The 11,833-nt window shown below is 45.2% G+C and carries 12 protein-coding genes and 1 pseudogene; 7 read left to right on the plus strand and 6 right to left on the minus strand.

Annotation, left to right across the window (positions count from 1 at the left end):
* Positions 1-219 (plus strand): annotated as a pseudogene (locus tag ACWA6V_RS08925) (oxidoreductase); the annotation flags it as partial.
* A gap of 42 nt (positions 220-261) precedes the next feature.
* The gene (locus tag ACWA6V_RS08930) at positions 262-639 is read left to right on the plus strand and encodes a 6-pyruvoyl trahydropterin synthase family protein (RefSeq protein WP_449522154.1); all 378 of its coding nucleotides are present in this window, start codon (positions 262-264) and stop codon (positions 637-639) included.
* Here the strand turns inward: ACWA6V_RS08930 and ACWA6V_RS08935 are convergent.
* Both ACWA6V_RS08935 and ACWA6V_RS08940 read right to left on the minus strand, forming a co-directional pair.
* The gene (locus tag ACWA6V_RS08935) at positions 636-1,670 is read right to left on the minus strand and encodes a lysylphosphatidylglycerol synthase transmembrane domain-containing protein (RefSeq protein ID WP_449522155.1); all 1,035 of its coding nucleotides are present in this window, start codon (positions 1,668-1,670) and stop codon (positions 636-638) included. The genes ACWA6V_RS08930 and ACWA6V_RS08935 overlap by 4 nt on opposite strands.
* Positions 1,670-2,785, minus strand: a complete 1,116-nt coding sequence (locus ACWA6V_RS08940) for a CDP-alcohol phosphatidyltransferase family protein (protein ID WP_449522156.1) — start codon at positions 2,783-2,785, stop codon at positions 1,670-1,672. Before ACWA6V_RS08940 ends, ACWA6V_RS08935 begins: the two co-directional genes overlap by 1 nt.
* Before the next feature lie 139 nt (positions 2,786-2,924).
* Here ACWA6V_RS08940 and ACWA6V_RS08945 point away from each other — a divergent pair, with 139 nt between their 5' ends.
* Positions 2,925-3,677, plus strand: coding sequence for a phytanoyl-CoA dioxygenase family protein (locus ACWA6V_RS08945; protein ID WP_449522157.1), 753 nt, complete (start codon positions 2,925-2,927; stop codon positions 3,675-3,677).
* Positions 3,678-3,831: 154 nt separating this feature from the next.
* A complete protein-coding gene (locus ACWA6V_RS08950; RefSeq protein WP_449522158.1) occupies positions 3,832-4,839 on the plus strand; it encodes a glycoside hydrolase family 53 protein in 1,008 nt (335 codons plus the stop codon).
* Positions 4,840-5,131: 292 nt separating this feature from the next.
* On the opposite strand, the gene ACWA6V_RS08955 is transcribed toward ACWA6V_RS08950, so the two are convergent.
* Complete coding sequence (locus ACWA6V_RS08955) at positions 5,132-5,764, minus strand: Npun_F0296 family exosortase-dependent surface protein (RefSeq protein ID WP_449522159.1); 633 nt, start codon at positions 5,762-5,764, stop codon at positions 5,132-5,134.
* 307 nt (positions 5,765-6,071) lie between these two features.
* On the opposite strand from ACWA6V_RS08955, the gene ACWA6V_RS08960 reads away from it, so the two are divergent.
* From ACWA6V_RS08960 to ACWA6V_RS08970, 3 genes are all read left to right on the plus strand, one after another.
* Positions 6,072-6,416, plus strand: coding sequence for a PadR family transcriptional regulator (locus ACWA6V_RS08960; protein WP_449522160.1), 345 nt, complete (start codon positions 6,072-6,074; stop codon positions 6,414-6,416).
* Positions 6,403-7,353, plus strand: a complete 951-nt coding sequence (locus ACWA6V_RS08965; RefSeq protein WP_449522161.1) for a hypothetical protein — start codon at positions 6,403-6,405, stop codon at positions 7,351-7,353. The genes ACWA6V_RS08960 and ACWA6V_RS08965 overlap by 14 nt, the downstream gene beginning before the upstream one ends.
* 142 nt (positions 7,354-7,495) lie before the next feature.
* Positions 7,496-7,939, plus strand: coding sequence for a helix-turn-helix domain-containing protein (locus ACWA6V_RS08970; RefSeq protein ID WP_449522162.1), 444 nt, complete (start codon positions 7,496-7,498; stop codon positions 7,937-7,939).
* Positions 7,940-7,978: 39 nt separating this feature from the next.
* Here ACWA6V_RS08970 and ACWA6V_RS08975 read toward each other — a convergent pair whose 3' ends face one another.
* The 3 genes from ACWA6V_RS08975 to ACWA6V_RS08985 form a co-directional block, all read right to left on the minus strand.
* Entirely contained in the window at positions 7,979-8,953 is a 975-nt protein-coding gene (locus ACWA6V_RS08975; protein WP_449522163.1) for a response regulator, read from the minus strand.
* 200 nt (positions 8,954-9,153) lie between these two features.
* The gene (locus ACWA6V_RS08980; RefSeq protein WP_449522164.1) at positions 9,154-11,244 is read right to left on the minus strand and encodes an ATP-binding protein; all 2,091 of its coding nucleotides are present in this window, start codon (positions 11,242-11,244) and stop codon (positions 9,154-9,156) included.
* Positions 11,213-11,833: GNAT family N-acetyltransferase (locus ACWA6V_RS08985; RefSeq protein WP_449522165.1), on the minus strand; the 621-nt coding region annotated here is incomplete at its 5' end. The genes ACWA6V_RS08980 and ACWA6V_RS08985, both read right to left, overlap by 32 nt.

Here is an 11,833-nt window from a genome sequence, read left to right on the forward strand (position 1 = left end):
ATTACTACTAGCCAGGTCAGCACCATTGCGCCGGAATTAAGTGGTCGCTGGGATAAGACCCGCCGGTTTGAGCTCTGTTGGCAGATGTTGCGCAATCTGCGCCCCAGTCAATTAATCACCCATCGCGTCCCACTCAGTGATGCGCCAGCACTTTATCAACGTCTTCATCAATCGCCGGCAGAGATACTTCAAGCCATATTTTCTTATTCAAACGCTTAATTTTCCTTCAATTTTATTTTTTGTAAGCAGGCAGGAATTGTTATGTATACCGTTGCAGTGACCCGCGATTTTATCGCCAACCATTTTCTGATCGGCGGCGATTGGGGCAGTGAAAATTTTCCGCACGCACATCATTATGTAGCGGAAGTCAGTATTGAAAGTGACCAGTTGGACAAACACGGTTATTTGGTGGATATAGTAGAAATAGAAGCAGTGCTGGATAAAGTGGTCGAATATTTCCGAGATAGCTTGCTGAATGACAAAGCAGAGTTTGCCGGGTTAAATCCCAGCATTGAACATTTCAGCCGCATTATTAATGAAAAAATTATCGCGCTGATTCATCCGCCCGGTACTGGCTCGCTCAATATTAAATTGTGGGAAAACGCTACTTGCTGGGCGGCGTATCGCAAACAATTTTAACTTTCTGTTATCGCTTTGGTTTGCGCGTTGGTGGAATTGCTAGCGCGCAGACAGGCAAGTCCAATTATCAATACGATCGCATCACGTACACGCATTAATGCAATTAAACCCAATGCGGCGCTGGCAGGTAAATTCAACGTGTGAAATGACCAGAGTACAGACGCCTCAATAGTGCCAACTCCACCGGGCATAGGTAACAATAGCGCCATCCGCATCGCCACCAGAATAATCAAAAAACTGTGTAGGTCTGCATCAATTCCCACGAAATGCAAAATCAAATACAGCTCGCCTAACAATCCTGCCCAGCCGAGTAACGACAAAAAAAACGCCAGCAGAAAACGGGGCTTTTGTGTTCGCAGCGCGATGCGTAAATCATCACCCAGTGACTGCCAATGCTGGTTAATGTTATTCAGCCGATGATTGTGTTGCCAGCGTGCAGCTATACGCTCAAGACGATTGTTTATCCATTGCGGTTGTTTTATTAGAATCCATGCGAGCGAAAACATCAGGCCTAAAAAAATCAGTAGTGGCACCATCGCAGTTTGCCAATCGCCGATTGTGTGAGTGGTATTGTTGTCACCGCTATTGTCGCCAATACCGGTAAGCAGTAGCAGCACTGCCAATAACAGAACGGAAAAATTAATCCACAACTCAAAAAAGCGATCCATACCTAGTGACAAAAGTGATTTGCGCAGCGGCAGGCCGTATTTATATAACCAATAGACTTGTAGTGGTTCGCCACCAAATTGTGGGCCAGGTGTAATAAAACTCACCGCTTGCCCCGCTTGGCGAATCGCTAAAAGCCTTAGAAATCTTATCGGTGCGACTAGCGCGATATTTAGCAGTTGCCAGCGCAGGCCGAGCACTAGAATAATCATCCCATTCAACCCTAGCCAAAAAATCCATTGCATTGTGCTAAGTGAACTAATGCTATTGGATATTTCTGCAAGCGGTAATTGTGCGAGTGTCCATGCTCCCAAGCTCAAAGCGACTAACCACAAGAGCAATGTAAATAATTTGGCCCGCCGCATCAGGATTGCTCCTCGCCATCGCGGCGGTTAACCCAACGGTCATCCCACTGCCACAAGCTGAAGCGGCCAGTGCCCAATAACATTAACCAAACGCTGCTAAAAATAATCACCGTGATAATGCCATCGATTTGTTTGTCGCCGTGCAAGAGTGTAATCAGTACTAACAGCGCGAGTGCGCATACGCGACCAGCCAGCCCCACTAATGTTGCAACGACAATGATCAGCAAACCAGATACCCATATAGATGAAAGAGAATTGCTATTAAATATAAACAGCACTGTCGCGATGAGCACTGATGCGCGCAACAGCGGCTGAAAAATATTATGGCTACATAGTGCGAGGTGGTTGAAGGCCTGCTGGGTGGTAGCAGTAGCCGGAATCCTGCCGCTCACAATTAACCAATCCACGATAAAACCCAGCAGGATTGGCAGCATAAACGCAATGCCGATAATCATAGTCAGCGGGGCATGGAAGCAGGGCAATAAAATAAAGGCGACAAAACCCATTTGGAATCCCGCCAGCGTGCGGCGCAACCTACTGGGAATGAGAGGATAAACCGGTAAATTATGTGCGCGCCGCCAGTACAGCCCCCATACAAAAACATAATAGGCTGCGCTTACCAATAAAAAACTCCAGTGAATTTTCCCGTAGCCCACGGCAAGCAATGGTGCAATCAATAAACCCAATGCGTCATAAACTGTATCCAGCTCGCTGCCCAATAAACTGGTGTGTTTACTCCGCCGCGCCACAAACCCATCCATGCGGTCGAGAAAGGCCGCTATGGCATAAAGCGCGCCGGGAATCCATGCCATTAATCCCGCGGCTTGGGGTTGAAACAAAAATCCCCCGGTCAATGCAATCAGTCCACCGCGCAATATACTTAAGTGATTGGCCAAGCCCAGTGTTGGATATAAGGCATCTTGTGCGCTGACGCGGTTTAAATCGAGCCGCCTCCATAATTGCCACCCGACAAACATCCACAAGGCCATCGCAAACAAATACCACTGCCCTGCATTAAGGTGTGTGAATTGATGGATGCCAATAGCGGCTGCGATCAACAGTGCTGTGCCGAGAATGCCAATTGCTTGAGTTTCACGTTTGATTGGTTGCAACATGGTTCGGGTATCTGACTAAAATCAAAGAAAGCTATCCTATACAGCCCATTTGGGTTTGGGGAGTAAAAACTGCTTTTCCCTCGGGCTTGTTCGTTGTTTAATTCGCGCCCTGATGATTTCATCCAATTGAGTTTTGCTGATGTTGACCCCTGCACAAATTCTTGAGTTCAGAAATAACGGCTATCTGGTACTGCCTGGATTTTCCACCGCACAATTTTGCGATGCGGTAGTGGCTTTTGCGCGCAATGAATTACAGCAGCATACAATGCCAATTGAATATGAGGCAGATGTCCAGTATCCCGGTGCTCCCGCTTCTCGAACTGCGATGGGCGGTGGAACCGCGCGGCGATTGTTGATGGCGTCGGCGCGCGCACCTATGTTGCGTGACTGGGCAACGGGTGATTCGCTTAAAGAAATTTTGCAGGAGTTGTTGGGGTCAACTGTTTTTTTATCCCAGGCGCATCACAACTGCATTATGACCAAGCAACCTGCATTCTCCAGTATGACGGGCTGGCATCGCGATAGCCGCTACTGGCATTTTGCGCGTGCCGAGTTGGTATCAGCCTGGCTAGCATTAGGCAATGAGCAAGCAGAAAATGGTTGCCTGTGGGTGATTCCGGGTTCACATAGTGTCGCCCTAAATACGGACCAGCTTGATGAAAAGCAATTTCTTAAAGCTGATTTGGAGAAAAATAAAACCTTGCTACAACAGGCGATAGAAGTGCCTCTTGCGCAGGGAGATTTGCTGCTGTTTCACAGTAATCTATTTCATGCGGCGGGTCGCAACACCACCGATAAGACTAAATTTTCGATGGTGTTTACCTATCGCTCTGCAGATAACCCCCCCATTTCAGGTTCCCGCTCGGACTCTCAGCCAGAAATACTTCTCTAGTTCCCACCTGTTGCATTAGAGCCTAGTCAAGCAGTCTTGTTTTAATTTCTTATTTATCGTATAAATATGTTCTGGGGTTAAAAGCCTCATAAATATCTATCTGGCTCATTAAGTGGATGGATGAGAGACCTAAATAACAATAACGGTGAATAATATGAGACTTATCAAATGTGTTTTATCCGCTTCTATGGCGGCTGCTTTTATTCTTTCCTCCCATGCAAGCGTTGCAGCACCAATAAAAGGGGCCGATGTGAGTTGGATGTCGGAAATTGAGGCCAATGGCATTAGTTTTTACAACCGCAGTGGTCTGAAAAAAGATATTTTAGCGATCATGAAAGAGCAGGGTATGACCGCAGTCCGCTTACGGGTGTGGGTTAACCCTGCCGATGGTTGGTACAGTAGTACGCAAGACGTGGTCGCCAAAGCAAAACGCGCCAAAGCTGCTGGCATGAAAGTAATGATCGATTTCCACTACAGTGATAGCTGGGCTGACCCCGGTAAACAAACCAAGCCCGCAGTTTGGAAAAATTATACATTCCAGCAGCTGATGGATGCGGTTTGGAACTCAACCATTTATACGCTGCAAGCAGTGAAAGATGCTGGCGTCACAGTGGATTGGGTGCAGGTAGGTAATGAAACGAACAACGGTATGTTATGGGATGACGGTAAAGCATCCGTTAATATGAAAAATTATGCATGGCTTACGGCAACGGGTTACAACGCGGCAAAAAGTGTATTTGCTAACACCAAAGTGGTTGTCCATTTAGCCAACTGTCATGATAACGCCAATTTCCGCTGGATTTTTGATGGTCTCAAGGCCAACGGCGGAAAGTTTGATGTGATTGCCGCATCTTCTTATCCCACTAATGCGACGGGGTATACTTGGCAGGCGGCCAACACTGCCTGCTTAACTAATCTCAATGATATGGTGTCCCGCTATGGTGTTCCGGTCATGATTGCTGAGATCGGAGTGCCTTGGGATCATGCGCAAGCTAAAACTATTGTGGCCGATATGATTACCAAAGTCGGGCAGGTAAATGGCAGTAAAGGCATTGCAATTTTTTATTGGGAACCAGAAGCGCGTCCGGGTTGGAAAGGTTATACCTTGGGTGCTATGGATAACAACGGAAAGGCCACCGCGGTGTGGGATGCATTTAAATAATACCTTTCTTGAAGAATGAGATGTTTGTCAAAAATGCCGCGCAACAATTTTTGAGTTGTTGCGCGGCATTTTTTTAGGGAATTTGTATGAAAAAAAGAGTTTGTGCGATTGTTGTCATGGCCGCAGTGATACGCAGAAGTTGAGGAGGCGATGGTGGCAGTCATAGATCGCAGGGGGAAACCTGCCGTGATATGAGTGTGGTGTGTTTGCAGATGAAATTAGGCGGTTGTAGTCGGTATGAGGCGGCTAATCACACACATTGGAGAATGTTGTGTGTGATTAGCTTATTTACTTATTGCACTTTGCGCAGACGTACGCCGGCCAAGCTTAACAATCCGCCCAGCACTAACAAGAGGGTAGATGGTTCCGGCACAGTTGCTAAATTGCGGAAAGCATGGTTGTCGCTTTCAAACGCAAAGCTCGTACTGGTTAATTTCACAGTATCAAATTTCGCATTGCCGAAATCAAAATTGATGTAACGGTTGGAGCTGAAGTTCACTTGGTTACCGTTAGCAAATTGACCCACCAGATCAGAACCACTGTAGGTAGAGATCAAGCTACCATCAAGATAGAAGCTGATGCTGTTGTAAGCGTCGATTGAACCCCAATAGAGGCCAAAATAATCAGACTCTGCACCAAGGGTAAAGGTGGCTGAGCCGCTTGATATTGGATTGGGTACGGTTAGGTATTCAGTATTGGTGCCAGCTGGTTGGGCATAGAGGCCGCTAGCTGAACCGAGGACGATTTGAAAGTCGCCGCTACAAGTTGCGTAGCCGCAACCGCTGTTAAAGTCGATAGTGGTCGCACCAGCGACTGAAGTAGTCGTCTCGCCCAGGGCAGACAAGCTAACAATAGGTGCTGAATGTGCAGCTGCAGCTGCCAGAGCAAGTGTGCCTGCGCCGGCCAGTTTGATCAATGTATTCATGAAAAATCCTTGGAGTGAGTGTTTTGTCGCTCAAATACTTATAAGCGATAAAGCTAAATAGCAATTTTTATGCCTTTAAAAAAAATATATAGGCGCATCAATCATTTATAAATTGTGATGCAGTTATCAATTTGTTGATGTGTAATTTTTTCCGACGATTTTGATGCCATTTTTCCCTCTGCTAATAATCCTAATTAAGTTCACTTGGTTTGCCTCTGCTTAAAAAATATCCGTCTCAGTTACTTGTAATTAAGTACTGTGCGGCGCATAGTATTTACTGTGTGTGACACAGTAATGGTGAAATTATATGTCAGAAGAACATTTGGAGAGGTTGCGGCAAGAGTTGCGCCGGGGAATTTTGGTGTTGGCAGTGCTTGGTTCGTTGCGCCAACCCCATTACGGCTACTCGTTGCGCAAGCAGTTACAAGAGGCGGGTATCGATATAGATGAAGGCACGCTGTATCCGCTGGTTCGCCGGCTTGCCGATCAGGGGTTATTGAGCAGCGAATGGCAGCAAGGGGAAGGGCGCGAACGCCGCTATTACCAACTGTCTCTCGAAGGTGTTGTGCTGTTGGAAAGCCTTGGCTCAGAGTGGCAGGAATTGAATAAACATGTGAGCAAGATTTTGGAGGTGGAAAATGGAAACGATTGATCGTTACATGCATGCAGTTGCACAAGCGCTGCCTGAGTGTCGTCGCGATGAAATTACCCGCGAATTGCGCGCTAATATCCTGGATAGCCTAGAGTCTATCCGCGAGCAGCAGGAGCGTGAACCCACGGAAGGAGAGGTTGTCGCGGTGTTGGTCACCTTGGGGCATCCACAGCAAGTGGCAGCCAGTTTTCTGCCGCCGCAGCAATTGGTTACGGCTGACTTATTTCCTTTGTATAGGCAGTCGCTGCACTACGGAGCGATTCTGGTATTTATCCTGGGGTTGATCCAGTTTGCAATCAGCTTTCTCAATTCGGGGAATATGGATTTTATTGATTTGTTTCATGGATTGGTGATGAAGGGATTAATTACCTTTGCGGTCATTACGGGTCTTTTTTACGTGTTCAGTAATCCTCCCGGTGGTAAGCCTTTGTTTAATCCTTATCAATGTTGGTCGCCAGAAAAGCTGCCGCCCGTGAGCCGGCCTTGGCAACGCATTAGCAGTGCCGAACAAGGGGTGGATTTCGCGAGCGATTTGTTCTTTCTATTATTGCTCAACTACAGTTTTTGGATGCCGTCGGAGCAAGTGTCCCGTTTGGCTGTGATATTTGCCGATCCGGTCAGGGAGTGGATTCCATTGTTATCGGGTGTAATGATTGTGTCCTTGCTCTTTGGATTGTGGAACATGGTTTATCAGTATTGGACGATCCCCAAGTTGGTGATAGAGGCATTAATTAACTTGGGCGTGGCTGTCATCCTGCTCAAAGTAAGTCGCTTGGAGCAGATTCTGGTCCATACTCATAATCCGTTAGTTGAACCGGTAGAAATGCTGGAACTAGCTAACCATATATTTGGTGTTGGGGTTTTCTGGGTGGGGATGTGGTTAATGTTTATAGCGGGATGGAATCTGTATCGTATTTGGCAGTTGTCCCGAACATAGTAAGTGGGTGCAGACTAGTGCAAAATGATTATGCTATGATCGGTACAAGAGCAGCGTGCGCGGCCGGAAATGATTTTTTGCGCTCGCTGCAAGGATTCCCTCTCATTTCTACATGTGCCTAATGGCGTAAGGAGTGGCTTAAATGATTCAGCTACAACGCAACTACAATAATAGTAATACCGTGAATGATGGAGAATTCATTCAGCCATACACTCGTACGTACGAAGAGTACTTGTCGCTGGCACGAATCCCTCACTGCGATGGAGTGCCCGCCCGTGTTCTCAACGCGTTACATTTACGTGTAGGTCACACCGATCTATCGATAGAGCAGATTGCTTCTGATCTCAACTTGACCAAGCGTACACTGCAGCGTCGCTTACAAAGCCAAAATACCAACTTTGCCCAATTGCGCGATGACCTTCGGTTTCATTACGCCATAAAATATTTAATTGATGATAATCTCAGCGTTGATCTTGTTTCGCGTGCGCTGGATTTTTCCGATCGTACTAGCTTTACCAATGCATTCAAGCGCTGGACAGGTTTGTCTCCAAGTACATTCCGCAAGCTATTCAGGGAATTTTCTTGAGTCAGGGGTAGTCAGTCAGAGAGGGAGCTCTGCATGTTTTTAGTGCAGTACGCCCGTAGGTAATTTAATTGCTGGTGCTTCTGTAGCACCGGCATCTTCGATAATTGCGCAGTAGTAATTCACCGCTCCTGATATATGCACTGCCGGGTAAATGCTGGCTGCCGCATCTTTCATTCCTGGTTCATAAAAACCATCTGCTGTTTGAAACAAGGGTACGAATTTGTGCGATTCTATTGCGCTATAAAGGGTTTTAGGTGCACTTTCTTCCTGCAATATTTGTAAGTGTTCCGCAATATCCTCCTCGGTGTAAATAACGCAAGAAAAATTACTGCCCTCTCGTGTGCGCAACGCGAAACGTGAAGGGTTGGTTAGATAGTAATACTCAGTCACTCCCAATGATTCACAGGTCTGCTGAAAGTAACGTGCTAGCTGTGGGTCGGCGAAAAAAGGTGTGCCACTATCGATGGCCTCTGCCTTCAAGGTGCTTGATAGCTCATTGAAATAAGCATGTTGTAATTGGTTGATTGCTGTCTCCAGATCTTGGAGCATATTGGCATCATTCTTTTTAAGATAATAATGAATGGTGTTGTTGTTGAAGGCTCTTACCGCATCGGCTGGTGTCGCATAACCCGTCAGCAGGATTTTCTTAATAGATAAATTATTAATTTTTTCACAAAACTCAATGCCATTCATGCTGGGCATTGAGTAATCAACTACCAATACGGACACTTCTTTGATTCTCAGCTCATCAAAACGTTTTACATTTTGATGTGTAAGCACTCGCTTTACCCAAGCATCTGAGTCACCTTGGGGTTTTGGTTTTTCATCATTCGCTACAAGCTCGGCTTCACGTTGATATTCATTGATATATCGCAATGCAGCATCGGTATTGTCAAATGTCTGCACATTAAACTGTTTGGAAAATGCCATGGATAGCGCATCTAAAAAGTCAGGGTTATCATCGACAAATACAATTTGTGTCGGATAAAAACAAAGAGGAATTTTTGATTTCACGCTAGGAATCCCGAGTCTATGTAAAGGCCTTATGGTTCATCTGCGTACGATGACATATCAAGCATGTAATTGATATTGTAAGCCAATTTATCGAAGAGAGGGTAACCAAAATGAAGGGGATGGATGGCGCCGCACTTGCGGTGGCGCCTGGCTCAGCTGTGCAATTGGTGTAGGAGTGGTGTCGTCCGTTGACACCTGTTTTACTGAATGTTTCGCTTTTCTAATTGATTGGCTGCCCGTCGTTCTGCCAATTCATCCTTTGTTTTACCCTCATCCTCGTTTTCATGGACTATTTGGGATGCAAAAAAACACAGTGTAAATTCAGAGCCTTTCGCTACCTCGCTTTTAACCTCGATACGCGCATTATGCTCATCGACTATGCGTTTAATCGCCTGCATACCAATACCATTACCGAATTTTTTTACACTAAAGCCAGGTTCCCATAAGCTGGCTAACTGCTTTTCCGTCATGCCGGTGCCATTGTCCGAAATGCAAAAGTATGCATTGCCATTTTCAACCCAGGACCTTATTTTGATAGTTAAGTCTGCGTTATCGCGACGCGCCTCCGCGGCATTTTTAATTAAATTGATAAAGAGGATTTTCAGATCTTCCGCATCGCCTTTGATATCGGGTATGCCGCCCAGCTCATATTCAACCTTATCAAACGATTTTTCAAACAGATAGAGGCAGTCCTGCACCAGTGACTCCAGAGCGCAGGATTGAATGCGTCGTTTATGGTGCCCACCCAAAATACTGGCCATGGTGGCAATAAGTTTTGAGCCACGTTCCACTTGTGCCAGCACAATATCCCGCTGTTTGTCGCGGTCATAGATATCATTCGACAATATCCCGTCAATAATGGCAAAAGGTGCTTTTATGTCGTGATGATAGTGGTTCATCAAGCTGAGCATGGACAGTGTTTTCTTGGCTTCCCCCAATTGATCTTGCATGCTGTTCAGTCGGATCAAGCGGTTGAGTACTTGCTCCAACTCAGTTTGTAACCACTCAAATATTTTCATATCGTCGTAGCGATAATAAGAAAAATGAGTGGGTTCACCGATGAGTACAATGGCAAGGATTTTGTTTTCCGAAAATACGGGAAAGCAAAGTCCAGCATTATTTTTTTCCATTTCATGACGAATAGTTTCTGGTGTCTCATCTGCCATGAGCAATTGGGTTTGTCGAGTGCAATAACTGACTAATGAGTTATCTTCGCCGATAAAATCAAACGGTAGGCTAGAGAGTCGGTTATTTATATCATTGCCCACTTGTTCCCCATTTTGGTTCACCATCAAGATCTTATAGCTATTAAGTTTGAGAATTTTTACAAACAGATGGTCGAGCACCTCAAACATCATCGGGAAGCTTATGGAGTTTCTGAGAGCGCTTTCGGTATCTGCTTTTACTTGGTCAAATTCATAGCCATGTTTTGCAAGAATCTTCTTGGCATTCGGTAGAATCCATTTCAACAATCTAGGGTATGCCTCCAGAATTAATGCGACAAAAAGCAATAGAATTAGTACTCCACCAACGGATTCTGTGTGGTCGCCGACTACAGATGTTACGACGAAATATAGCCAGATGAAAAATCCCAGTAAAATAGCCTTTGATAAGCCCACGCTTAGTGCCAATCTAAAGTCCATTAAGTTGTGTTGAATTGTTGAGTAAAATAATAAAACAACAAATACGATATTGGTAATTGATCCCCAAAATCTCGATAGATAGAATTCGCTGGGCATAGCTGAAATACCCAGAACGCCGCCAGTAAAACTGACGCAAAGTGTTATAAATAACCATTTTAAACGCTGCTTTTCCCGGTTTGATGATGAATTATATGAGGCAAACACTATTCCTATAGATCCTACGAAACACCAAATAAAGGTAACCAAAAATAAATAGAAAATAATGTCTGTATTTGGCAAAAACCCCCCATCGACCGCTCTTAATGTAGAGGGGAGGATGAAGGTGTTAACAAAGGACAACAGTGCGCTCGCGATAAAGCTTGGAATAACAACGAGGTTTTTAAAGTTGCGCGAACGACTACCTATTAATCTCCAGGTTAAGAATGCAAACGTTGATGGAATAAAAAACATGCCCCAACGAGTGATGTGAAAAAGAACGTTCAAAATATCAACGTTCTTTATTACGGTTAGTAAGTAAAGCTCCAGCGACCAAGCACCTAAACTAAATACAGTGAGCGCCAAAGCTTTAGCAGCGGGATTGCCTTTTTTGGAAAAGGCAAGAATCCCGACGACGATATCAATAACTGCCGTAATTAAGTACTGGATCATCGCATTTCTCTACTACATCGACTTTGCTTCTGATGAAATTTCTGGACCATTGGATGTCGGTACACGCCATAAGCACAGTTTTAAAGGTTAAGTGTGGGTACGATTTTGAGTCCGATATCTGGTTGCAACCCAACATTTTGTAAAACCGCACGTGTGCAGGTCTTACGGCGATTACAATACTTGATGAGCCTCTGCGAATCGCTTCCTCTACAACCGTACCAACAAGCAGCATTCGTGCTTCTACCCCACCTTTCCTTTGAAAGGATGGGTCTATAACAAATTTGTTGACCTCTACAAATGTACTATCGTACCCAATATTGCTTCTGATCTCCTCGTCGAATACCTCCATAACTGGAACGGCCAGCCGATCGCGGCTATCAAATACACAAGTACGCATTGACCCTACTGCTTTATTTTGATGATACAAAAGAAAACAAGTGCTGTTTGGTTTATTGTCATATTCATCAATAAATTTTTGCGAAGAGTTTTCCGCTATGTACCCTTCAGCACTATAGCTTCTATAACGCATTGAATACACCCTATCTAACATCGGCCCCTTCGCTATGACGCTATAGTAATCATTGTGCTG

The organism is Cellvibrio sp. (assembly GCF_053579595.1).

What these genes read in the sequence shown, in the direction of transcription:
- ACWA6V_RS08930 (WP_449522154.1), top strand. Translation starts at nt 262, where the DNA reads ATGTATACCGTTGCAGTGACCCGCGATTTTATCGCCAACCATTTTCTG.
- ACWA6V_RS08935 (WP_449522155.1), bottom strand. Translation starts at nt 1,670, where the DNA reads ATGCGGCGGGCCAAATTATTTACATTGCTCTTGTGGTTAGTCGCTTTG.
- ACWA6V_RS08940 (WP_449522156.1), bottom strand. Translation starts at nt 2,785, where the DNA reads ATGTTGCAACCAATCAAACGTGAAACTCAAGCAATTGGCATTCTCGGC.
- ACWA6V_RS08945 (WP_449522157.1), top strand. Translation starts at nt 2,925, where the DNA reads ATGTTGACCCCTGCACAAATTCTTGAGTTCAGAAATAACGGCTATCTG.
- ACWA6V_RS08950 (WP_449522158.1), top strand. Translation starts at nt 3,832, where the DNA reads ATGAGACTTATCAAATGTGTTTTATCCGCTTCTATGGCGGCTGCTTTT.
- ACWA6V_RS08955 (WP_449522159.1), bottom strand. Translation starts at nt 5,764, where the DNA reads ATGAATACATTGATCAAACTGGCCGGCGCAGGCACACTTGCTCTGGCA.
- ACWA6V_RS08960 (WP_449522160.1), top strand. Translation starts at nt 6,072, where the DNA reads ATGTCAGAAGAACATTTGGAGAGGTTGCGGCAAGAGTTGCGCCGGGGA.
- ACWA6V_RS08965 (WP_449522161.1), top strand. Translation starts at nt 6,403, where the DNA reads ATGGAAACGATTGATCGTTACATGCATGCAGTTGCACAAGCGCTGCCT.
- ACWA6V_RS08970 (WP_449522162.1), top strand. Translation starts at nt 7,496, where the DNA reads ATGATTCAGCTACAACGCAACTACAATAATAGTAATACCGTGAATGAT.
- ACWA6V_RS08980 (WP_449522164.1), bottom strand. Translation starts at nt 11,244, where the DNA reads ATGATCCAGTACTTAATTACGGCAGTTATTGATATCGTCGTCGGGATT.